This window comes from Streptomyces sp. NPDC007905 (assembly GCF_042959345.1).
GTDB lineage: Bacteria > Actinomycetota > Actinomycetes > Streptomycetales > Streptomycetaceae > Streptomyces.
Genome location: NZ_JBIBKS010000001.1, coordinates 52,806 through 74,547, shown reverse-complemented (window position 1 = coordinate 74,547; position 21,742 = coordinate 52,806). Strand labels below are relative to the sequence as shown.

At 70.6% G+C, this 21,742-nt stretch carries 17 protein-coding genes; 5 read left to right on the top strand and 12 right to left on the bottom strand.

The window, feature by feature from the left end; all coding sequences use genetic code 11:
- Nucleotides 1–309: 309 nt before the first annotated feature.
- The 3 genes from ACFZDC_RS00360 to ACFZDC_RS00350 are packed head-to-tail and all read left to right on the top strand — an operon-like array spanning nt 310 to nt 3,816.
- A complete protein-coding gene (locus tag ACFZDC_RS00360; RefSeq protein ID WP_391319692.1) occupies nt 310–1,503 on the top strand; it encodes a lycopene cyclase family protein in 1,194 nt (397 codons plus the stop codon).
- 49 nt (nt 1,504–1,552) lie between these two features.
- On the top strand, nt 1,553–2,284 hold the full coding sequence (locus ACFZDC_RS00355; RefSeq protein ID WP_391319142.1) for a class I SAM-dependent methyltransferase: 732 nt from the start codon (nt 1,553–1,555) through the stop codon (nt 2,282–2,284).
- Nucleotides 2,281–3,816 carry an FAD-dependent oxidoreductase gene (locus tag ACFZDC_RS00350; RefSeq protein WP_391319141.1) on the top strand — a complete coding sequence of 512 codons (1,536 nt, stop codon included), beginning with the start codon at nt 2,281–2,283 and terminating at the stop codon, nt 3,814–3,816. Before ACFZDC_RS00355 ends, ACFZDC_RS00350 begins: the two co-directional genes overlap by 4 nt.
- Nucleotides 3,817–4,103: 287 nt before the next feature.
- Here the strand turns inward: ACFZDC_RS00350 and ACFZDC_RS00345 are convergent, their stop codons facing one another.
- Nucleotides 4,104–4,445: a Tn3 family transposase gene (locus ACFZDC_RS00345; protein WP_391319140.1), complete on the bottom strand. Its 342-nt coding sequence runs from the start codon at nt 4,443–4,445 to the stop codon at nt 4,104–4,106.
- 555 nt (nt 4,446–5,000) lie between these two features.
- On the opposite strand from ACFZDC_RS00345, the gene ACFZDC_RS00340 reads away from it, so the two are divergent.
- On the top strand, nt 5,001–6,221 hold the full coding sequence (locus ACFZDC_RS00340; RefSeq protein ID WP_391319139.1) for a hypothetical protein: 1,221 nt from the start codon (nt 5,001–5,003) through the stop codon (nt 6,219–6,221).
- 293 nt (nt 6,222–6,514) lie between these two features.
- Here the strand turns inward: ACFZDC_RS00340 and ACFZDC_RS00335 are convergent, their stop codons facing one another.
- The 8 genes from ACFZDC_RS00335 to ACFZDC_RS00300 all read right to left on the bottom strand — a co-directional run bounded on the left by ACFZDC_RS00335 (nt 6,515) and on the right by ACFZDC_RS00300 (nt 17,155).
- On the bottom strand, nt 6,515–7,243 hold the full coding sequence (locus tag ACFZDC_RS00335) for a dienelactone hydrolase family protein (protein WP_391319138.1): 729 nt from the start codon (nt 7,241–7,243) through the stop codon (nt 6,515–6,517).
- An 812-nt stretch (nt 7,244–8,055) separates the two neighbouring features.
- The gene (locus ACFZDC_RS00330) at nt 8,056–8,700 is read right to left on the bottom strand and encodes a nitroreductase family protein (RefSeq protein ID WP_391319137.1); all 645 of its coding nucleotides are present in this window, start codon (nt 8,698–8,700) and stop codon (nt 8,056–8,058) included.
- The gene (locus tag ACFZDC_RS00325) at nt 8,697–9,596 is read right to left on the bottom strand and encodes a hypothetical protein (RefSeq protein WP_391319136.1); all 900 of its coding nucleotides are present in this window, start codon (nt 9,594–9,596) and stop codon (nt 8,697–8,699) included. Before ACFZDC_RS00325 ends, ACFZDC_RS00330 begins: the two co-directional genes overlap by 4 nt.
- A gap of 46 nt (nt 9,597–9,642) precedes the next feature.
- The gene (locus ACFZDC_RS00320; RefSeq protein WP_391319135.1) at nt 9,643–10,623 is read right to left on the bottom strand and encodes a ScbA/BarX family gamma-butyrolactone biosynthesis protein; all 981 of its coding nucleotides are present in this window, start codon (nt 10,621–10,623) and stop codon (nt 9,643–9,645) included.
- 10 nt (nt 10,624–10,633) lie between these two features.
- Nucleotides 10,634–11,578 carry a nucleoside-diphosphate kinase gene (locus ACFZDC_RS00315; RefSeq protein ID WP_391319134.1) on the bottom strand — a complete coding sequence of 315 codons (945 nt, stop codon included), beginning with the start codon at nt 11,576–11,578 and terminating at the stop codon, nt 10,634–10,636.
- Complete coding sequence (locus ACFZDC_RS00310; RefSeq protein ID WP_391319133.1) at nt 11,575–12,693, bottom strand: SDR family oxidoreductase; 1,119 nt, start codon at nt 12,691–12,693, stop codon at nt 11,575–11,577. Before ACFZDC_RS00310 ends, ACFZDC_RS00315 begins: the two co-directional genes overlap by 4 nt.
- Nucleotides 12,694–12,752: 59 nt before the next feature.
- On the bottom strand, nt 12,753–14,405 hold the full coding sequence (locus ACFZDC_RS00305) for a hypothetical protein (protein ID WP_391319132.1): 1,653 nt from the start codon (nt 14,403–14,405) through the stop codon (nt 12,753–12,755).
- Entirely contained in the window at nt 14,402–17,155 is a 2,754-nt protein-coding gene (locus ACFZDC_RS00300) for a phosphoenolpyruvate synthase (protein WP_391319131.1), read from the bottom strand. Before ACFZDC_RS00300 ends, ACFZDC_RS00305 begins: the two co-directional genes overlap by 4 nt.
- 479 nt (nt 17,156–17,634) lie before the next feature.
- Here ACFZDC_RS00300 and ACFZDC_RS00295 point away from each other — a divergent pair, with 479 nt between their 5' ends.
- Complete coding sequence (locus tag ACFZDC_RS00295) at nt 17,635–18,150, top strand: SHOCT domain-containing protein (protein WP_391319130.1); 516 nt, start codon at nt 17,635–17,637, stop codon at nt 18,148–18,150.
- 329 nt (nt 18,151–18,479) lie between these two features.
- On the opposite strand, the gene ACFZDC_RS00290 is transcribed toward ACFZDC_RS00295, so the two are convergent.
- The 3 genes from ACFZDC_RS00290 to ACFZDC_RS00280 form a co-directional block, all read right to left on the bottom strand.
- A complete protein-coding gene (locus tag ACFZDC_RS00290; RefSeq protein ID WP_391319129.1) occupies nt 18,480–18,725 on the bottom strand; it encodes a hypothetical protein in 246 nt (81 codons plus the stop codon).
- Nucleotides 18,726–19,408: 683 nt separating this feature from the next.
- On the bottom strand, nt 19,409–20,458 hold the full coding sequence (locus ACFZDC_RS00285) for a TolB-like translocation protein (RefSeq protein ID WP_391319128.1): 1,050 nt from the start codon (nt 20,456–20,458) through the stop codon (nt 19,409–19,411).
- Nucleotides 20,455–21,726 (bottom strand): MFS transporter, encoded by a 1,272-nt coding sequence (locus tag ACFZDC_RS00280; RefSeq protein WP_391319127.1) that lies wholly within the window; start codon nt 21,724–21,726, stop codon nt 20,455–20,457. The genes ACFZDC_RS00285 and ACFZDC_RS00280 overlap by 4 nt, the downstream gene beginning before the upstream one ends.
- Nucleotides 21,727–21,742 lie beyond the last annotated feature (16 nt).

The window sequence follows — 21,742 nt, the reverse complement described above, 5'->3', positions numbered from 1 at the left end:
AGGGCGACCAGTCGGGGGCCGGGCGGCGGTGCGGCCGCATGATGATCTGGACCCTGTGTGGGGCGCATCGCGGTTCCTCTCGTCGTCATCGCAGATCGCTCCGTTGACGTGCTCTTCCGCCCGGGAGCCGTGCTCGGATGCGGGCAGGGACCCGAAATGCGGTCGACGGACAGTGCTAGACCTCCCCTCCTCGTTCGCCGCATTCGGCTCCGGCCGCCTGTCTCATTCGAGTGGCCCGCATCCGATTGGGCTCGCAGGCGGGAACATCGGCACAGTGCGGACCCGAAGACGCCAGAGGGAGGAGCCGTGGTGCAGGAGGCGGATGTCGCGGTCGTCGGCGCGGGAGCGGCCGGGCTGTCCCTGGCACACCGGCTGTCGGGGCACGTGCCAGGGGTGTGCACGCCGTCGGTGGTCCTCGTGGGCGCTCCGCCCGGGCCCCTGCGGCCGCCGCGCCGGACCTGGTGCTTCTGGGAAAGCGGGCGGAGTCGTTTCGAAGCCGCCGTCGCAGCCGACTGGCGATGCCTGCGCGTGCATCCCCCGTCCGGGCAGCCCGTCACGGCGGACATCTCACCCCTGCGCTACAAGATGATCCGATCAGCCGATTTCGAGGAGCTCGTCGCGCGGGACCTGGAGCACAGCCCCAACGTGCGACGCCTGGAAGCGGTCGTCGAGACGGTCGAGGAGATCGTGGGCGGAGCCAGGGTCGTCTTCCGGACCGCCGACGGCGAAACGGACGTTCTGCGGGCCCGCTGGGTCTTCGACTCCCGCCCGCTGGAAAGCCTGCCGGCAGCCCGTACCACTCTGCTGCAGCACTTCCACGGCTGGTTCGTCCGGACGGCCCGACCGGCTTTCGACCGCACCACCGCGCAGCTGATGGACTTCCGCACCCCGCAGCCCGCCCACGGCCTGTCCTTCGGGTACGTGTTGCCCACCAGCCACCATGAGGCCCTGGTGGAATACACGGAGTTCTCCCCGACCGCTCTGACGCGCAGCGGCTACGAGGCGGCCGTACGCCACTACGCCGAGGACGTCCTGCGGCTCGGCGACACCGACGTGGTGGCCACCGAGACCGGTGTCATCCCGATGACGGACGGCCGCATGCCCAGACAGGTCGGCGATTGCGTGTTCCGTATCGGTGCCGCCGGCGGAGCGACCCGGCCGTCGACCGGCTACACGTTCGCCGGACTGCAGCGCCAGACGCGGTACGTCGCCTCGGCCCTGCGCCGCGGCCGTCACCCACTCCCGCCACCCGCTCACTCCGCTCGCTCACGCGCCATGGACGCCGTGCTGCTCCGCGCCCTGGACAGCGGCCGGGTCGACGGACCCGAGCTCTTCTCACGGCTGTTCGAGCGTGTACCGATGAAGCGCCTGCTGCGCTTCCTGGACGGGCGTACGCGCCTGGTCGAAGACCTGTCGATCGGCTGTCGCACACCGGTCCGGCCGATGCTGCGGTCAGCGGTGGAGTTGCCCGGCCTGCCTCTGCGCCCTTTCGACGGACCCTGAGCCGTACGGGTCCTGCCCTCCCCTTGGCCCCGCCGCTTTTGGAGACCACATGAACCTTCTGCGCGACGAAGCCCTCGCCGCCGCGTTCGATCACGCCGCTCGCCGTTACGACACGCTGGTAGCCGCCAACCCCGGATACCACGCGCATCTGCGCCGCTCCGTACGCCGTCTGGGTCTGCCCGGACAGGGAGCAGGGCTGCGCGTGCTGGACCTCGGCTGCGGCACAGGCGCCTCGACCGCCGCGCTGCGCTCCGCGCTGCCGGCCGCGGACATCACGGCCGTGGACGCCTCGGCCGGCATGCTGGAACGCGCCGTCGCCAAGCCATGGTCGGCCGGTGTGACCTTCGTGCACGCCCCGGCCGAAGCCCTGACCCCGGCAGGCGTGACGGGCCCCTACGACGCCGTCTTCGCCGCCTATCTGTTCCGCAACCTGTCCGATCCCGACACCGTCCTCAAGACGGTGCGCACCCTGCTGACTCCGCAAGGACGACTCGGCGTGCACGAATACACCCTCAGTGGCCGTCGCACGGACCGCGCCGTGTGGACCCTCGTGTGCCGTGGGATCGTTCAGCCCACTGCCACGGTCCTCGGTGACGGCAAGCTCTACCGTCACCTCTGGCGCAGCGTCGTTCACTTCGACACAGCGGACCGATTTGCCGAACGCCTGCACGGCGCGGGATTCGACCACGTCAGGACCCTGCCGCTGCCGGGCTGGCAAACGGGCATCGCTCACACGTTCGTCGCCCGCCACGGTGCCACCGCCACGAAGGCCAAGCGATGACCGGCGCCGGCCGCGGCCGGGACCGCCGGGCACGCACCGTCCCGGCACCCCCAGGAGCCCCGCGGATCCATGGCGCTCGCCGCACCACCGCCGTCGTCGGAGGTGGGATCGCCGGCCTGGCCGCCGCCACGGCACTGGCCGAACGCGGAGTGAGCGTGACGCTGTACGAACACGAACCGTACCTGGGCGGGCGTGCGGGCGGATGGCCGATCGAACTGCAGGACGGCTCCTCCGCGACCATGAGCCGAGGCTTCCACGCCTTCTTTCGCCAGTACTACAACCTCCGGGGCCTACTGCGCCGCACCGATCCCCGGCTGGAACGCCTGACCGGCCTGCCGGACTATCCGCTGTGGCACAGCACAGGGCTGCGTGACAGCTTCCGACACGTCCCACGTACGCCGCCGTGGAGCGCGCTCGGCTTTGTCGCCCTCAGCCCGTCCTTCGGCCTTCGGGACCTGCGGACGATGAACCCGGTCGCTGCGCTTCCGCTGCTGGACGTACGGGTCCCCGACGTGTACGAGCGTCTCGACCACATCAGCGCTCATGACTTCCTCGACGCAGTGCGCTTCCCGGAAATGGCCCGCCACCTGGCCTTCGAAGTCTTCTCCCGTAGCTTCTTCGCCGACCCCCGGGAGCTGTCGGCGGCCGAGATGGCACTGATGTTCCACATCTACTTCCTCGGGTCCGCCGAAGGTCTCCTGTTCGACGTGCCACGCGCGCCCTACCCGGCCGCACTGTGGGACCCGCTGGCCACCTACCTGCGGCGCCACGGCGCGGACGTGCGGACCTCCACAACCGTCGAGCATGCCGCGCACACCGCGGAGGGCGACTACGTGCTCAGCGCCGGGGGCGAGGAACAGCGCCACGATGCGGTCGTACTCGCACTGGACACCGCAGGCCTGCGCTCCCTCGTCGCCCGCTCCGGCACTCTGGGCGACGCGCCGTGGCGCGAACGCATCCAACGGCTGCGCAACGCACCGCAGTTCCTGGTGACCCGCCTGTGGCTGGACCGGCCCGTGGCCCGGCACCGTCCAGGATTCCTGGGCACCAGCGGATACGCCGGCCTGGACAACATCAGCGTGCTGGAACGCTGGGAGGACGAGGCGGCCAGATGGGCGGCACGCACCGGCGGATCCGTCGTCGAACTGCATGCCTATGCGGTGCGCTCCGACACCTGCCGGACCGTGGAACAGAAGCGACTGATCGAAGAGTTGCGCCGCGTGTACCCGGAGACGGGCGAGGCCGCCGTCGTCGACGTCCGCCACGAATGGCGGCAGGACTGCCCGCTCTTTCCGACGGGCGGATACCGCGACCGACCGACCGTGCACACCCCCGAGCCCGGTCTCGTGCTGGCCGGTGACCTGGTCCGCACCGACCTGCCCGTCGCACTCATGGAACGCGCGGCGACAAGCGGATTCCTCGCGGCCAACGCCTTGTTGCGGCGCTGGGGGGTTCGAGGGCAGACGCTGTGGACGGTACCGGACCAGGGACGCGCCGCGCTGCTGCGTGCCCTTGCCCGGCGAGCAAGTTGACTCAACGGCGCCCTGCTCACCTCCCATCACACCCGTTTCCCGGCGTTGGTCCCGGCCTCCGTCCGCCGCCGTGGCGGCCGGGCGCAGGTGCTGGTGACCAGCGCAGGTCATCTGCCGCCGCTGATCGTCCGAGCCGACGGCACGATGGACGAAGTACCCACCCACCCAACCCTGGTAAGTGCTCTGCCGGCCGTCACCGCACAGACGGTGGAGACGGAGCTCGCGCCCGCTCGAACCGGCGCTTGCCGACTCTGCTGACCTGCGGGTTCAGGTGGTGGTACGGGTAGTCATCGGCCCGCCGCCGCTGGGCCGATGACGAGGCGGGAACCGAGGTCGATGCGGATCTCACCGTAAGGCCGCGCGCGGGACCAGAACAGCGGGGTGAGGCCACGGCGATCGGCAGGGCCGAGCAGACCGGCCCAGGAGGGCTCGGCGAGAACGTCCTGAAGCATCAACCTCTTGACGTACACCAGGGAAGCCTGCAAGATCCGCAGGCACAGGGCCGCCATCTCGGCCTCCTCGCGGCCCGCCGACAGGCCAACCGCCCCGATTGCGGTCAGCTTGCGGATCTCCCGCAGCACCGACTCCAGGTTGACATTGCCCGGCATCGCCCTGATCAGTGTGCGCATCACCGAACGGTGGATTGCCGAGACCCTCGGCGTGAAGCGGGACCTGGCCGCGCGCCTCCTGAAGGACAGTCGTACGACCACCCGCACCGCCGCCGGCCGCTGATCCCGTTCCCGTCAGCCGGACCGGCCACCGAATCACCAGGGCCCCGGCCCCCACTCAGCAGTGGGGGCCGGGGCCCTGGCGTTCATCACTGTCGTCGTGCAGTCCCGCGACAACACAAGGTGGTCCGGACCCCGCCCGGGCGCTCATCCCTCCGGCGAACCTCGAGCTGCGGCCACGAGAGCAGGAGGCCGCCCGCACCGGGCCGCAATCGCTGTTACGGCTTTGGCGCAGGATGGGTGGGCCGACCGGTGGAATGTGTGTAGTGATCCCGGCGGAATGTGTGTAGTGATCGTGATCGCGTGGATCACGTCGGAGCATGGTGATCGGATTCCGGTGTGTAGACAGGAGGTGATCATGTGACGACTTCCTCAGGGCCCGACCCAGGGGCCCGCTCCGGCTCGCACGTGATGGTGCGAAGAGGCCTGACGAGATGCTTATTCTCGCGGGCGGAAATGGCATGGGTTGCGCTGGTCCTGCTCCTGACGGCGCTGCCCGTGGGCTGGTGTGGCTTCAAGGACTTCAGGGAGGCTCTGACTTTCGCGGGGTGCGTCACCGGAACGGCCCTGATGCTGGCGGCTCTCATCATGGTCGTGGGTGTCGCCGCGGTCGTGGACTGCTGGGTCCGCGGGCCGATTTCCAACTTTGGAGTGATCGCGCTGATCAGTACCGGCGTGGCGTTGTTGACGAACGTCTTGCTCGTGTTACAGACATGGAATGACGGTGAGAAAGTCGGCTACAAAGTACTGTCCGTTGCGCTCACCGCGGGTTCGCTATTCGCTGTCGTCCTGGTGTGGCGAAGACTGGATGAGGTCCCCACTCCGAAGCGGGTGGCTGCGGCACTCATTGTCTCCACGATCGTAGCGGTCGCCAATTTTAGCTACCAATACCTTTTCCAGCCGTACCGGCGAGACGCCACCCCTCTCGTGCAGCTGAACGTAGGCAAGGCGGTGCTCAGTGCGGACCGCAAGGTGTTTTCCGTGCCGGTCGACATCAAGCTCGTGAATCACAGCGATATGGGCTTCTACGTGCTGGGTGCCGAGTTCCATGCCATGGGAGAGGAGGTGACGGTGAGCCCCAAGGACCTGGCCCGCTCGAAGTGGCGAGAGGACGCCGAGGAATGGTCTAGATACCGGGAGAAGCACCCGCTCACCCGCAGGGAGGTCTACCAGCCGGGCAAGCTGGTGGCGGCGCAGCCGTGGATGCCCCCCGGAAATTGGGTCGAGGCGAACGACGAGTCGCTCACGCGGACCGTTGTTCAGCTTCCCAGCGACACGAATTTCGACAAGCTGACGTTCTACGCCACCCTGAGTCTGGCACGTAAAGACCGGCTCGTTATGGAAAAATTTGGAGGTCCTAGTTACTCCTGGAGGGGTGCCACTCTGCCCAATTGGGTGAAGGTAGGCGAGAAAGAGAACGACACCATCATCCAAACGGCCAAGATGCATGAAAACAATGCGATCGATCAATATACGAGAAGGGAGCGCCTCGTCACTACCTATTGGCGCTTTGGCTCGCATGGCGTAGACGTGGCGCCGGTCATCGCGCCGGTGGGTGAGGAAGGCCGTACATTCCCCGAGCAGACGAACCGCGAGGTACGGAGCCGCTACGGTCTGCTCGACGTCCTGGCGGGCCCGGTCGAAGAGACGCTCGACGAGATCAAGACCCGGCACTGACCAGTCGCTCCAGCCACATCACCAGGGCGAGAGAGCTGGTCACGCGATCCCAGGAGTATGAGCTTGTGCACCGGCCACTCACCGGGCCCGCAGTCGAACACTTGGTGGGGCCAGCGGAACCCGTTCTGGTGAGGCCGCCGGAGTTCGGTACAGGCAGCCCGCGGTTTGCGGCTCCTGACAGACCCGTTACCAGCACCCCTGGTTGAACGGGATCTTGACCGCTCGGTCGCAGATGCGGGCCGGAACCGGCCGGGAGCGAATCCCGGCCGGCGCGCCGAGCACTGCGGTGGGTGTCAGCTCAGATGGCGGGCGAAGAACCGCAGCGAGCTGTCCACTTCGAACGACGGCACATCCCCGTGCTTCCCGGGGTTGGCGTGCAGCGTCTTCTCGGCCGAGGCGAAGGCGTCGAACAACGCCAGGCTCTGCTCCCGCGGAACCAGCTGGTCGTCCCACTGGACCAGGAACTGCACCGGCACGGTGATCCGCGCGGCGTCCTCGGCCAGCCCGTGCACGCCGAGCAGGCCCAGCACCGCGGCGCGGATCCGGGGCTCGGCGGCGATGAGCGGGATGCCCAGGCCGCAGCCCATCGACATGCCGCAGTAGCCCACCGGGCCGACGCCGACCTGGTCGAGGCGCTGGACCGCATTCAGGACCGCCTGCCAGTCCGCGACCGCCTGACCGGACAGATGGCTGTGCATGCCGGCGACCAACGCGCCCGGATCCTCACCGGCGGCCATGCCGGCCCGCATCTGGGCCGCGATCCGACCGAACTCCTGGTCCTGGGGCCGGTCTCCGTGGTTGGGCGCGTCGATCGCGACGACCGCGAAACCCGTGGCGGCGTACCGGCGCGCGCGGGACGCGGTATTGGGGGCCGTCTTGTGCTGCCTGCCGCCGTGGCCCAGCAGAATCAGGGGGCGAGTGCCGCAGGCGCCTTCCGGAGTCCAGAGCACGCCGGGGATCTCGTCGAGGGTGAAGAACTGTTCGATGACGCCATCCGAGGACGTCTGGGAGGTGAAGCGCATCAGCGTTTCAAGCCTTTCGGGAATGCCTTGTGCGGGCGCTCCCTAGACCATGCGAAGGAGGGAGCCCCGACGTGTCACAGTGTTGATCGGTCTCACCTCCTCGAATGCGCAACGGTGCACGGCGACGCCGAAGTTATCACAATGATCATCACTCGCGCCTCGCCTCGCCTCGACCAACCTTGCCTGACACGGTTCTGGTCTCCGCGAACCGCCGGAAGGCGCCCGTCCTGTAGGGGGCCGAGAAGCCGGCGCGGGGCGCATGGCCCGATCCGACACCGGGACAGATGGTCAGGGGCATGGGCCGGGGCTGTCGACAATCATTCCTGTCTTGACAACTTTTTCTGTCGGAGGGACTCTGGAGTGGTGTTGGACGCGGCACTGCCGCCCTGTTGCGTGTCCATGGCAACGACGACGCCCTGGACGCGGACGCGCTCAAGCACATCTGGACGGGCGCGGTCGGTGCACTGATCGGTTGGTGGATCTCTCACCCCGAGCTGTCCGCGCAGGACATGAGCGCACGCTGCGGCCGCCTCCTTGCCGCCATCCGGAACGGTGCCTGCAGCGGTACGGGCCCGCAGTGCGGCAGTGCGGGCCGGCCCGCGCCCGCGTGCATTACCGCAGCCGTCTGTGCCGGGTGCTCGTGCCCTCCGCGGCCAGGGCTGTCGGCGGAGCATCCACCGTGGCCGAGGCGGCACCCCGCGGTGACGGCGCAGCCCACCGACCACGACGCCGGCCGGAAGCGGGGGAGCATCCACTTGCCCGGCGTGACTTCGTAACTCCCGACGCCGCCCGGGGCCCCGACGGTACGCCGGTCAACCGCCCTGCCAGCCGTCGAGGTGCAGGACCTGCTCCAGGGGGAGTCGTGGCCCTGGCCGGAACGTGCGGCGCAGTGGGTACGCCGTCGGCAGGAGTGCGCCCTGACGGACAGTGGGCGGCAGGCCCAGCAGGTCGGCGACCTCGTGCTCACGGTCCAGGTGGACGGCCGTCCAGGCGGTGACAAGACCACGGCTGCGGGCGGCCAGCGCATAGCTCCAGGCGGCCGGCAGCAAAGACGCCCACAGCCCCGCCTGGTTGCCCACCGGCAGCCGCCCTTCGGCCAGTTCGAGACACGGGATGAGCAGGATGGGTACCCGGTGCAGTCGGTCCGCCAGCGCCCGGGCCGCGGTGAGGACGGAGCGCTCCGCCTCGGGCAGCTCCGCCAACCGCTCCAGCGCGGCGGCGTTGCGGTCGTAGAACGCGGCCCGGTACACCTCGGCGACGTCCGCGCGGAGCCGCGGTTCGGTGAGCAGGATCCAGCGCCAGTTCTGCCGGTTGTTGCCGTTGGGTGCCTGCAGGGCGGTGCGCAGACAGTCCTTGACGAGCTCCGGGTCCACCGCCCGGTCCACGTCCAGGCCGCGCCGCACGCATCGCGTGGTGGTCAGCAACTCCTCGATGCACAGCGGAAGTTCGGCGGTCATGACAGCAGCACCGCCCGGACGGCCAGCCCGACGTAGGTGGCCACGACGAAACCCATGGCGGCCGGCACCGGCCAGCCGCCGCGGCCGGCGGACAGGAACCGCCGGGTGCCCCAGGCGGGCAGGGCCGCCGCCAGACAGGGCAGCAGCCCGAGCGCGCCGTCCGGCGCGAACAGCAGCACCTGACAGCCGACCGCACCGGCCGCGAGCCCTGCGGTGACCGCTGCGCTGCGGCGCGGGCCGAGTTCCACCGAGTACAGGCAGGCCTCGGGCGGCGCCTCCCAGGCCGTCTTGCGGGCGAACTCGAAGTGCAGGAAGACGCAGGCGCACAGGGCGAGCAGTGCGGGGCCGTGCCAGTCGGCGGTGACGGTCCCCGCGGCGACGAGCGCCCCGTACACGTAGACGCCGAGCAGGAGCTGCACCGGGTAGGTGACCGCCAGATTGAGCAGCGGCCGGTCGCGTACCACGGGTGACAGCCGTTCCAGCGCGGCGAGGAACAGCGCGTAGCCGAGGGCCGCGAGGAGCAGCAGGGCGGCCGTGGCCGAGCAGGCGGCGTTCAGGGCCGTCACCACCACGGTGATCACCGCCATCGCACCGCGCAGTTCGGCCACGGTAATCGCACCGGTGACAAGCGGCCGGTCCGGGTGGTGCACGCGGTCGTACGCGAGGTCCTTCTGCTCGTCCAGCATCCGCAGGAAGAGCAGCGCGAGCACCACGCTCGCGACCCGCACCCAGGTGGCGCCGGACGGGCGCCACGCCGTGCCGGTCGCGACCACCGCAGAGCTCTCCAGCGCGAGAACCCACAGCAGTCCGTACGTCACGTAGATGTGCGGCCGGAACATGCGCAGCACGAAGCGGCCCATCCTGGCGGGTACATGAGCGGCGGCGACGGTGGTCACTACGGAGGCTCTCCCTGGTGTGGTAGGTGTCGGGCCGGGAGCGGGCTCATGCGGCTCCGTGGGCCGCGGGGGAGGCGAGGACCCCTGCCACCGCCGCGTCCGGCTCGGCGAGCCTGATCCGGGCCTCGGCGGCCACGGCGCGGTTCTGGTGCAAGGTGCACTCGATGTCGGCGCCGGGAAGGATCGGAGCCGTCCGGCACTCCAGCGGGAGGTCCATCTCGGCGAAGCAACTGAACCGCGCGGCCAAGTGGACCGGAACCGCCGCGCGCGTGCGGACGGTGCCGGCGGCGACGGCAGCGGCCAGGGCGATTTGGCGGAAGGCCTCCAGTTCCAGCATGCCGGGCACGTGATCGACCCAGTGGTCGTACAGCGTGGGGTGCGTGGTCTCGGCGACCAGGCGTGCCCTGCGGGTGCCGTCGCCGGCGGTGTACGGCGGGGAGATGACCGTGTTGCCGGGGTCGCGGCGGCCGACGAGGGCGGGGCCGACGCGTGGTCCGGGCAGAGCGAGGGGAACATCGGGCAGTCCGAGCGCGCCACGCCGGCCCTTCCGCATGCGTTTCCAGTCTTCCGGGGGCATCCAGGAGTAGTCGATGCGGGCCAGCAGGGCCTCGTGTGCACCGATGACCACGGTGAGGTGCAGCCGCAGGCCCGTCAGTCCGGCCCGGGTGCGGAACCGGTGCTCGACACGAGCGGTGATGACGGCCTCGGTGGGGTGGTCGCCGCAGGCGAGGGCGGCCGGGTCCGGCACCTCGAACTCGACCGTGCGCAGCAGGAATTTATGGCCCAGGGGGACGTCGAAGTAGCGGTGTGCCACCACGAAGATGCCCTGCCTGCACACCTCCAGCAGCAGCAGCGGATCGTGACGGGTGCGGGAGCCGAGGGTGTCGTGGTAGAAGGCGTGGCGGCGGGGAAGCTGCGCGGCCAGGAGCATCTCGTCCTCGCTGCGCGGCTCCGCGTCGGTCAGGAAGACCTCGGCGACCGCGGCGCGGTGCACCAGCTCCTTGGGGAGCGTCCGGGTGAACTGCATGGGCGGCTCCTCAACTCGGGGTGGCACGGACGGAGTTCAGGTGACGGCGCCAGGTGCCGGTGTCGGCCCCGTCGAGCACGGGGGTGCGGCCGGGGTGCCGCATGGGGAGCACCTTGGAGCCGACAATGACGGTGTCCCAGGGGTCGAGTTCGATCCCGTGCTCCCAGGCGCTCTCCAGCAGCAGGCGCGGAGTGGCCGTCGGCTCGGTGCCGGGCTGCCCGGACATGGCGTCACGCAGCCGTTCGAGGGCGGGTTCGAAGGCGAGTTCCCGGGGCTTGGTGGCGGTGTACAACCGGTCGGTCAGCTCCAGGGCGTCCGCGGTGCGGTCGTCGCCGGCCAGCGCGGAGCGGAAGAGGCCTTCACGTGCGCCGTCGTCGAAGTGCACGGCCAGCTCTCGCAGCACGTCGGCGGGCTCGTCAGGGGTGTGCACCAGGTTCAGCAGGTAGCTGTAGCGTCCGAGGACGTGGCGCAGTTGGCCGGGCTGCCGGGCGTCGGGGTCCGTGGGCCCCTTGAGCCGGGTGAGTTCGACCGACGCCGGGACGCCCAGGTCGTGGGCGGGGCGGACGAGCAGCACGAGGGCGTCGGAGTCCTCCAGGAAAAGGGCGGCGAGCCTCCTGCGGTAGGGGGTGGCGAGGTTCCACTGGAAGTACCACAGGGAGCGGACCATGGTGCGGGTCAGCCGGGTGACCGCCGCGCCGACGATCCTGAAGCCCCTGGCGCTCAGCCAGTCCACGGCTGTGTCCAGCCGGCGGGCCACCACGGCGTCCGGCTTCAGCAGCAGCGCGGCGTGCCGGTGCGCGAAGCCGGTGACGTCGTCGGTGAGAGCGGCGAGCTGGTCGTGACTCTCCTGAAAGTACGTGTCCGCGCCGTACAGCCGTTGTTTGGCGGGCTGGCAGGTCAGCAGCGGGGAGACGGGTATGCCGTGCGGGGGCTCGGCGAGGTGCGCAGGGGTCATCGGTGGATGCTCCGGTCGGCTCGGGCCGTGGCGGTCGGCTCCTGTCGGGCTGTGGCGGACGGCTCCTGGCCGGGGGTGGGCCCGAGATAGCCCGTGGTGAGGCAGTGGCCGAGGAGGCGGCGCAGGTAGGGCCGTCCGTTCGTGCGCGCCGGACGGCCGCTGAAGGCCGCCGCCTGCGTGTCGTCGAAGTGGACGCGCCGTCGGAAGTAGGTGTCGTACAGGGAGACGACACGGTCGTAGTAGGGGCGTTCGCGGTCGGGCAGGGCCGAGGCGGAGAACGTCGCCTGCGGCACGAACCGCGGTATCGCGAAGGAGGGGTACTCGGCGAGGACGTCGGAGAAGTCGCGCAGGGTCAGCTCGTGGCCGACGGCGTGCAGGGTGCGGCCCTCGACGTCCCGGAAACGGGTGGCGGCCTCGGTCACCAGGTCGGCGACGCGGTCGACCGGGACCAGGTCGAGGACGGCGTCGTAGCGGCCGGGCACGGTGCGTACCAGGCCCCTGGTCAGGACGCGGAGCACGGGGTAGATGGTCTTGAAGTCGCGGATGCGGCCGGTGCGGCCGGCGCCGGTGACGATGCTCGGGCGCACGACAGCCACCGGCAGGCCGTCGGCCGCGGCCGTGTGGACCATGGTCTCGGCGGTGAGCTTGCTCTTCTCGTAGCCGTTGCCGGGACGTTGGCCGACGTCGAGTTCGTCCTCGCGGGCGGTGCCGTCGCGCTCCCCGCACACATAGGCGGTGCTGACGTGCACCAGCGGGATGCGGGCGGCGAGGGCGAAGTCGAGCACGTGCCGTGTGCCGGTGACATTGATGTGGTCGTACCGTTCGTCCGGCAGTCCGAAGTCGGTGGCGGCGGCACAGTGCACGATCCGGTCGGCGATGGCGGCGAGCCTCCGGTCGTCGTCGGCCAGCCCGAGGCCGGGCCGGGTGATGTCGCCGGCGATCCGGGTCAGCGTGCCCGGACCGGGGTCGACCCTTCTGCCGTTGTTGCGGACGAGTTCGGCGTTGCGGTGCAGCAGCGTCAGCACGGTGTGGCCGGCGGCGGTGAGCCGGGCGGTCACCTCCGCGCCCACCAAACCGCTGGCACCGGTCACCAGCACGGTTATCGGGTCGGACATCGCTGGATCCTCCTCTGGGCGGAAGGTCGGGCGAGGTGCTCTCACGGGTCCTGGTGCCGTCACCGGGCCTGATGGGGCTGGGCGCCGTGGCCGGCCAGCAGGTCGCGGGCCTCCTCGATGGGCAGTTCCGCGTCGAGGTGGGCGCCGATGCGCAGCCAGTCGTAGCCGAGTTGCAGAGTGGCCCGCCAGGAGTCCGCGGAGTCGAAGGAGAGCGGGAAGGAGTCGGCGCCCACGGTGCCGCGTACCTCGGCGATGCAGGCACGCACCTGCGGAAGCAGGGCGTCGCCGTGGTCCGCCGAGTCGATGGTGCGCCGCAGTAGCTCCCCGGCGCGTGTCCCGATGGTTTGGGTCGCGGGCGGCAGCAGGTCGAAGCGGCGTACGAGGTCGGAGTCGGCGGGCAGTGGGTTGACCCCGTAGGCACTGAACAGGCCGCGCAGCGCGGCGTGCACGGCGCGCCGCGCGGTGAGCTCGGCCACCCGCCACTGAGCGCGCCGCAGAGCGCCGGTCAGATCCTCGAGGGCGTTCTCCACGACCACGTTGGACCACACCAGGGCCATGGCGGTGGCGGCGAACCGGTCGGCGGGCAGCGGCATCAGATCGACGGCGCGGGGGCCGCTGACGGCCGCACCACGCACCGACAGCAGCGGCCGCGCGGCGGAGGGGGGCGGGGTGACGGGCCCGGGCGGGGCGGCGAGCGGCAGCGAGGGTCTGACGGTGCCGCCGCCCTTCCAGGCGAGGCGGACCAGCCCGTAGCGCAGGAACGTGGCCAGCAGCGGGCCGGGATCGGTGACGCCGGTGTCCTCGGCCTGGGCCAGTACGCGGAGCACCGGTCGACCGAGAACCAGGGAGCGCCAGACGGCGCCGGCGTCGTCACCCAGGGCGAACACCTCGCGCCGGCCGCGGATGACGTGGACCCGCTCGCCGGTCTGCCAGGTGGTCACCTTGGCCGCGCGTTCGAGGGTGAGCCGTTCCGGCCGCCAGGGGACGCCGGTGAGACCGAGATCCCCGGCGAAGGCGAGGCATGCGATCAGGTGGCTGCGGGCGGTCTCGGCGCCACCGGGTGACAGGGCGGCGGCCTCCAGCTCCCAGTAGCGGTCGCGTACGTCCGGGCGGCCGGCCCGGTCCAGCTGCATGGGCAGCCACTTGGGCTCGAGGTAGGTCTCGCCCAGGCCTGCCGCCCAGTACTTGACGGTCTGGACGAGTCCGGCACGGGTCCAGTCGACCGCCTCGTCGGCCGCGCCGAGGCACATCAGCGCCATCGCGTGCCGCAGGGACTGGCGGGCCCGGTGCGCCCACCAGTCGGCGGCGATCCGGCGGAACCGCTCGACGGGCATCATCGCCTTCACCTCCTCGACCAGAGCGTGGCGGCGCAGCGGGTGGCTGTGCAGCAGCCGCTGGCAGCGGTTGAGGAGATCCTCGGAGAGCCGGCCGGGCCGTTTCGCACCCTCCTCCACCGCGCGGAACTGGTCGGCGAGCTGCCGCACCGACCGGGTGCGGATCTCCACCCGCCGGCCGTCCACGAACAGCAGCGACGGCATGGTCGGAAGGTCGTCCTCGCAGTGGCCGACGAGCAGGAAGTCGATGTCGGAGGAGGCATTGCCGAACCCCTCCGCGATGGAGCCTTCGAGAGCCACGGCCCACTCGGTGGGGTGGGGCAGCCCGGCGAGGGACTTGTCGAGCAGGTCCTGCAGTTGGTCCTCGCTGAGGATCACGGGTGTGTCTCCGTTCGGGCGTTGCCCGCGTCGGCGGTCGTACCGTCACCGGGCGGGTCGGCGAGTACGGTGACCGTCCCGGCGGCGCCGTCGACGCGCAGCCGGGTGCCGGTGCGTATCTCTGTCGTGGCGTCCTTGACCTGGACCACGGTCGGAATGCCCAGCTCTCGTGCCACGACGGCGACATGGGTGAGCGGACTGCCGCGTTCGATGACGAGGGCCGCGGCCGAGGGCAGCGCGGCGACCCAGCCGGGGTCGGTGCGGTAGGTGAGCAGGATGCCACCGTCGATGTCGACCGGGGTGTCGGTGACCACGGCGGGCCCCTCGGCGACGCCGGGGCAGCAAGGGGTGCCGCGCAGTTCGCGGGCACCGGTGCGGGCAGCGGGCCCGTTGGTCCAGCCTGCCCGCTCCAGGTTGCCCGACCAGTACGGTGCGCCCCGGGTGGTGAAGCGGGGCGGGGCGTGCAGTGCGGTGTCGGCGGCCAGTTGTCTGCGCCGCAGCGCGACCAGGTCCCGCAGTTCGTTGTGGGCGATCATGCCCTCGTACGCGCCCGTGATCTCCTCCAGGCGCAGCATGAACACGTCGTCCCAGGCGTCGATGGCACCGGCGTGCGCCAGGTCGCGGCCCAGGGCACGCAGCATGCGCTTGGCCGCCCCGAAGGCGCGGGTGCGGCAGAACCTCAGCCGTTCCCGGTCGGCGAGCGCCGCCCGGGCCTTGCCGCGCACCCGCTCGTACAGCAGGCGGCGCGGGCCGTGCAGGTGTGCGTCGAGGTAGGCGTCGGCCTCGCCGCCGCGGTCAGGGCCGCCACCGCCTGCGGTGTCCGGCAGCGCGTCACGCAACAGCGTGAACAGCCCTGCCGGGTTCTCGTGCAGGCTGGGGACCTCCAGCTTGAGTTCGTCGGGGCTGCGGTAGCCGTAGTCGGTGATGTACGCGTCGACGGCGGCCAGGAACCGGGTGTGACCGGCGTCGCGCAGCGCCTGGTAGGCCTCGGCGTCGGAGGTGTCTTCCAGTAGTTGAAAGACCTCGGCGTCGGCGCGTGCCTCGGCTGCCAACTCGCGCAGGGCCGTGGCCGGTTCCGCGGACTCCACGGTGCCGCTGGGGGCAGCCGCGGCCCAGGTGAACGACTCGGGGGCCGCCGGCAGCCATCTGCGGGTGAGCAGGGCCAGCAGTCCCACGGAGAGCAGGATCGCCGCGTCCAGGGCCTGCATCGGGCCCCACTTCTCGATGATCTCCCGCTGCAGTCGGCGAAAGCGGCGGTAGGTCTCGTCACCGGGCAGCGCGTCGTAATCGACATGGTTGAAGACCGCGTAAGCCCGATAGAAATCCCGGTGAAAGGTCTCCACGGATTTCCCGATGGTGAGGAATCTCCTGGCGAAGATCACCGTGCGGACCAGGCGCGAGAACCGGCCGCGCGGCCCCGATCGCGGTGTGAACGGATGGAGTGTGTCGGCGAGTTCGTCGGGAATGCTCTCCGCGACGCCGAGGGATTTCTCGAGAACGCGCCGGTTGAGCGGGTACAGCGGCGCCAGGCGCACCATGCGGTACCAGTGCAACAGGTTGTAGTAGACCCGTCCGTGGACGTAGCCGAGCAGGTGCGGGGTCCATTCCCGCACTTCGCGCAGTTGCTCACCGCGGACGCCCAGGGCCCGGGCGTAACTGTCGTACACCTTGGCGTAGGTATCGGCGGCGAAGCTGTAGGTGAGCGGGGAGACGACCCCGCCGAAGCTCTCGATGATGTTGGAGTTGTCCCAGATCCGCAGCTCGCCCTCCGGCTTCGGCACCGGGGCGAGGGTGGTGACCGGGCGGCTCTGCAGGATCCACAGGCTTCCCTCGGCGATGGCCCACTCGATGTCCTGCGGGGTGCCGTAGTGCGCGGTGATGCGGGCCCCGGCCTCGTGCAGCCGGGCCAGGTCGGCGGTGGTCAGGGAGAGCGCGGCGCGGTCCTCGTCGGCGACGGGTGACACCTGGCAGCCGGGTCCGGAACCGGCGTCGTAGCGCTCCTGTTTGCCGCCGATCACTGTGGTCAGCGGCTCGCCGCTGGTGGCGTCCAGGACGACGGTGTCGGCGTCGACCGCGCCCGAGACCAGGCCTTCGCCCAACCCGTGGACCGAGCTGACCACATGGCGGTCGGTGCGGCCGGTCGTCGGGTCGGCGGTGAACAGCACGCCGCTGCGCTCGGCGGCCACCATGCGCTGCACGATCACGGCGACGCCGCCGGCATCGGGCGGCAGCCGGCGCTGTGCCCGGTAGCGCAGGGAGCGTTCGGAGAATCCGGAGGCCCAGCAGCGGCGAACGTGGGACGTGACCTCGTCGAGACCGCGGACGTTGAGGAAGCTGTCGAACTGGCCCGCGAAGGAGTGCCGCGCGCCGTCCTCATCCGGGCCGGACGAGCGGACGGCCACCGCCTCACCGCCGGCCCGCCGGTAGGCCAGGGCGATGGCCTCGGCGATGCGCTCGTCAAGGGGCGCGCTTTCGATCAGGCGGGCGATCTTGTCGGCGACCTGCCGGGTCCTCGATTCCCAGCCGTCGGCCAGCAGGCCTGCCAGGTGCTCGTCCAGTCCGCCGCCGCGGCAGAATTCCGCGAAGACGTCCAGGCCGAGAACCGACCAGCTCGGTACGCGAAAGCCGGACGTGGTCAGGGTGTAGAGGTTCTTCCCTTTTCCGCCGGCCCATTCGGTGATCAGGTATTCCGCACTGGAGGATGTGAGCACGCGCAGCGACCGATGTCCGGCTCCCGTGATGAGCGACAACTCGTTTCCCTTTCAAGGGTTACTCAGTCAGTTACTCGATGGCGCCGAATGTTTCACAGGGGGGCCGATCTAAACACCCGGTGGGTTCACCGAGGGCATTTTTCGGTCGTCGTAGTGTTTTCAATTTCCTGACGATGCACCGCCGTTCGGGACGATCGGGGGGCACTCAGGGCCGTGCGGCAGGAGGTGATGACAGGGGTGGGGGCGGTAGTGCACTCCCCGCTGGAGCCTCAGCGGCCGGCGACCCCGGCGGGCCGGGTCGAAACAGCCGGGGGAGGCATGGGGTGCCGGACGCGGCTGGTGGACGCCGAAGGAAGCCCGGACTCGACGAGTCCGGCACCGGGGCCCGGGCGGGCGAGCCGATGGAACAAGGCAAAGGGCCGCTGTGCAAGCCTTTGAACTGTGCTTATGATCTGGCCGCACACATTTCCTTCACCGCTCAACCATCGAACGGGACACTCATGCACAGCGCACCCCTGATGACGTTCAAGAGTCACATCGAGGGCAAGAACGCCGACGTGGCCATCCACCACGACCGCATCGAGTGGGCCCGGAGCCGCGGCCTGAGCGGGAAGAAGCTCACGGCGGGCTTCCTCACCGGAGGCGTCTCGTTGCTGGCCACCGGCGTTCGTGGCGGCGACGCGGGTACCGAAATGATCCCCATGAAGAGTGTCTCGAGTGTGGTGACCAAGCGGGACGGCCTGATGTTCACCAAGGTGGTGGTCGTGGCTTCGGGCAACACCATCAACTTCCGTGTGCCGCACGACGCCGCTCCCGGCATCAAGTCGCTGCTCACCGATCTGATCCTCGGCAGGTACCCCGCCCCTGGCCCGGCTCCCGTCGCCACCCCCTACCCCACGCCGGCTGCGCCGCCGACGCCTCGGACCGCCACGCCGGTCGAGCAGCTTCAGCAGCTCGCGCAGCTGCGGGAGGCCGGCATCCTGTCCGAGGAGGAGTTCACCGCCAAGAAGGCGGAGATTCTGGCCCGCATGTGACGCACGCAGGGTTGCACCAGCTGTCCCACCTCTGGGTGGTACGCGCCTGCCGGTACCTCTGATGCGTCAGGCAGGCCCTCACCATGACAGGAACTGTCCTCGCCACCGCCGTAGGCGCCTGGGACTTGCCCGGCCGACGGGCCTCCTGGCCGGACGCGGCTGCGGGCCCCGGGCAGGCTCAGCCATGACCTCCCGGGGCCCCACCGTCGGAGCTGTGCAACCGCACGCCAGCTGACGGTCAAGAACTCGATAGCTGCCGGTCAAGAACTCGATTGCTGCGACGGACCGGTTCCGTGGTTCGGCCGAGGTCGGCCCGTCGATCTCAGGAGCTACTTCGATTTGTCCAGTTCGTCGGCGAAGGCGCGCAGGGCGTCGGCCAGTTCCTTCTTGGTCGGAAGTTGGTCGACCTGCTTGTCGAGCTTCGAGATGCGCCGGTTGAGTTCGGCCAGGTCCGGCTCACCGGTGGGCGACGGTGAGGGGCCGGTGGGGGACGTCGAGGTCGGCGACGGATCGGTGCCACCGTCCCCGCCACTGGTCGTGCCTGCGTCACCGCCGCCGCTGACGCCGCCGTCCACACCAGCGCTCGTGCCCCCCGTCACCGCCGCCGCTGATGTCGCCGCTGCCGGTGTCGTCGGTCGGGCCCGCGGCCGGTGACGAATAGGCGGACGGCGCAGGGGGAATGGGAGTCGAATCGTCGTCCGAGCCGGCTGCGAGGGCGACACCGACGCTCAGCGCCACCAGAACCGCTGCTCCCGCGAGGCGGACGTGACACGTCGGACGTACCGGGCGTGCGTAGTCGATGAGGTGCGAGTGTCCTGAGAGTCCTCCATGGTGGCGACGCTACCCGCGCGGTTTCACGGACGGACGGCTTCCGCCGATCTTCCGGGTCACTTGACGCCCGCGAGCATGGGCCGAGTTCTCACTGGGAACGGACCCCCACCGCGAGAGGGGCAGGCTGCTGGAATGCGGCGTGGCGCCACTGGACGGAGCTGTGGCGGAAGTCGGGGCCTTGAGCTCCGGCGCCCGAATCGGGCAGTGGGCAGGCCGACATCTCCCTGGCCACCGCCGCATGCCGTCATGTCGACTACTGCGCCGAGTCCGGAGGACAGCTGGTCGATGGGGGGAGGGCAAGACATTGAGCCTCCGCCAACTTGAAGTCGCCGCGCCGGCCCGCCCATGGCCCGCGAGCCGGGGGGCCGCGGACGGCGAGGAAGCGCGGGGCGAGGATCGGCGGGCCCAGTGGTGGGCCGATGCCCGGCTACAGCGGCGCCGGGGAAGACGCGTCCGCGATCAGTCGGCGAGGGCTTCCCGTGCCGTCCGCGGGCACGCTCCACAGGTCGCTGCTGCCGACCTTGCCATCGGTGGGGAAGGCGTAGGCGACGGTGTGGTTGTCGAGCCAGGTTGCCTGGTCGTCGACGCTGCGGTGTTCGGCGAGTGCCGTCTCGTGCAGCGTGCTCAGGTCGAGGACGTACTCGTGCCACAGGGCGGCACCGGACAGGACCCGCTTCTTGAAGGCGACGCGGGTCCCGTCGGGGGAGAGCGAGGGACACTCCACGTTCTGGATCACGGTGGTGACCGTGCGCCGGGAGAGGGAACCCTTGACGAGGTAGGTGCGGTTGGCGGTGTTCAGGGTGGCGTAGAACGTGTCGTCGTCGGAGGCGAAGGTGACGCCCCAGAAGTTGCTGTCCGAGGCGCGGTAGGGCTTGCCGTCCTTGACGACGGAGAACGTCTCCAGGCTGGGAGTCATTCGCATGGTGCGGGTGTCCAGGATCGAGGTCCGGGTGGAGAAGAAGGCGGACGAGTAGGACTCGCCGGAGACGAAGACGGTCCAGGCGACGAAGCGGCCGCTGGGCGAGACCCGGGCCCGGCTGGGGGCGCCCGCGAGCGGGAAGGCGCGCCGGGTGCGCAGGCGGGCGTCCAGGAGCAGGGCACGGTTGCTCTGCTTGAGGACGCCGGTGACGGACTGGAGGCAGACGCCCGTGCGGGCCGCCGCGTAGAAGCGAGCGCACTTCAGGCTCGAGGCGGTCCGCCCGCCCCCGGGGTCGGCGGACGGGACCGAGGCGACCGAGGTGCGGTGCGGGCCGGCGGCCGTGTTGAGGAAGGTCAGGCGGTGTTTCTGGTCGAGCGTCAACTTGCCCGCGCTGACGGCGGGGCCGCCCGACTGCGGCTGGTTCGCCCGGTGGGCGCGGGCGGCGGCGTGCAGGACGATGCCGGTGCCCAGGCCCCCGAGGAGCAGCACCGCCGTGACGAGGACGAGCAGGCGGCGGCGCAGCGGTGTCATCCGGATCCTTGTGGTCGTGGTGGTCATAGGGTCCCGCCGGTCGGCCGCAGCACCACGCCGGCGACGGCGGCGCAGCACAGCAGTCCCACCGCCGCGCCGGCCAGCGCCGGGCCGTCTCCCCACACCGTCCACGCGGCGCCGAAGGCCAGCGAGCAGCAGAACCTCGCCAGTGCCTGGCTGGTGCCGACGATGGCGAGGCCGCTTGCGCGCAGGGGCTCGGGCACGATGCCGGCGAGGGTGGCCGGGAGCACGCCGTCGGTGGCCGCGTAGAACGTGCCGTGCAGGGCGAGTACGAGACCGGGGAGGATGGGCGTGGCCGGTGCCCACAGCAGGAGGGCGTAGGCGGTGAGCAGACCTGCGTGGCCGGCGAGGAACACGGTGCGCCGACCGACCCGGTCGGCCAGCGCGCCGACGGGCACGGCCAGTAGCAGGAACACCGCGGCGGTGCCCAGCGGCAGCAGCGTGAACCACTGCTCGCCGACGCCTGCGCGCCGTTGCAGGAGCAGGTAGACGAAGGCGTCGCTGACGGTGGTCAGGCCGAGCAGCGCGGCACAGCCGGCGAGGGCCCGCAGCCGCGGCAGGCGCAGCAGCGCCAGGGCTTCGCGTATGCGGACGGGCGGCCTGCCGTCGGCCACACCGGCTTCGTCCGTCCGCGCGCCGTGCCGCCTGCCGGGTACGAACAACACCAGCACGAGCACGCCGAGCGAGGCCACGCACGCGCTCACGCCGAACACGGCGTCGTAGCCGTCGGCCGCCGCGCGCAGGATGAGGAAGGCCACCAGCGGGCCGAGCATCGCGCCGGTGGTGTCCATGGCCCGGTGTACGCCGAAGGCCCTGCCCTGGTTCTCGGGCGGCGTGGCCAGGGAGATCATCGCGTCGCGCGGGGCGGTGCGCAGGCCCTTGCCGGTGCGCTCCAGGGCGAGGACCGTGCCGAGCGTGCCGAGGCTGCTCGCGAGCAGGAGCAGCGGCTTGCACAGTGCGGACAGGCCGTAGCCGAGCCCGGCCATCAGTTTGTGGTTGCGCGCCCGGTCGGCGAGGTGGCCGCCGGTGAGCTGGACCAGTGCGCCGGCGCCGTTGTAGACGCCGTCGAGGGTGCCGAATCCCAGCGGACCGAAACCGAGTTGGGTGACCAGATAGAGCGGCAGGACGGCGGTGACCATCTCCGAGGAGATGTCCGTGATCAGGCTGACCGCACCCAGCACGAGCACGACCGGGGCGGCCTTGGGCCCCGGGCCGCGCCTTCGGCCCTGGCCGGTTTCCGCGTTCGCAGGCGCGGAACGGTCGGTGAGGTACAAGACAAAGGCTCCAGGT

Bases quoted from the DNA above. Each gene is read 5' to 3' on its own strand.
- ACFZDC_RS00285 (WP_391319128.1), bottom strand. From the start codon at position 20,458: ATGACCACCACGACCACAAGGATCCGGATGACACCGCTGCGCCGCCGC.
- ACFZDC_RS00295 (WP_391319130.1), top strand. From the start codon at position 17,635: ATGACGTTCAAGAGTCACATCGAGGGCAAGAACGCCGACGTGGCCATC.
- ACFZDC_RS00330 (WP_391319137.1), bottom strand. From the start codon at position 8,700: ATGACCGCCGAACTTCCGCTGTGCATCGAGGAGTTGCTGACCACCACG.
- ACFZDC_RS00315 (WP_391319134.1), bottom strand. From the start codon at position 11,578: ATGACCCCTGCGCACCTCGCCGAGCCCCCGCACGGCATACCCGTCTCC.
- ACFZDC_RS00340 (WP_391319139.1), top strand. From the start codon at position 5,001: ATGGCATGGGTTGCGCTGGTCCTGCTCCTGACGGCGCTGCCCGTGGGC.
- ACFZDC_RS00355 (WP_391319142.1), top strand. From the start codon at position 1,553: ATGAACCTTCTGCGCGACGAAGCCCTCGCCGCCGCGTTCGATCACGCC.
- ACFZDC_RS00320 (WP_391319135.1), bottom strand. From the start codon at position 10,623: ATGCAGTTCACCCGGACGCTCCCCAAGGAGCTGGTGCACCGCGCCGCG.
- ACFZDC_RS00310 (WP_391319133.1), bottom strand. From the start codon at position 12,693: ATGTCCGACCCGATAACCGTGCTGGTGACCGGTGCCAGCGGTTTGGTG.
- ACFZDC_RS00350 (WP_391319141.1), top strand. From the start codon at position 2,281: ATGACCGGCGCCGGCCGCGGCCGGGACCGCCGGGCACGCACCGTCCCG.
- ACFZDC_RS00335 (WP_391319138.1), bottom strand. From the start codon at position 7,243: ATGCGCTTCACCTCCCAGACGTCCTCGGATGGCGTCATCGAACAGTTC.
- ACFZDC_RS00345 (WP_391319140.1), bottom strand. From the start codon at position 4,445: ATGCGCACACTGATCAGGGCGATGCCGGGCAATGTCAACCTGGAGTCG.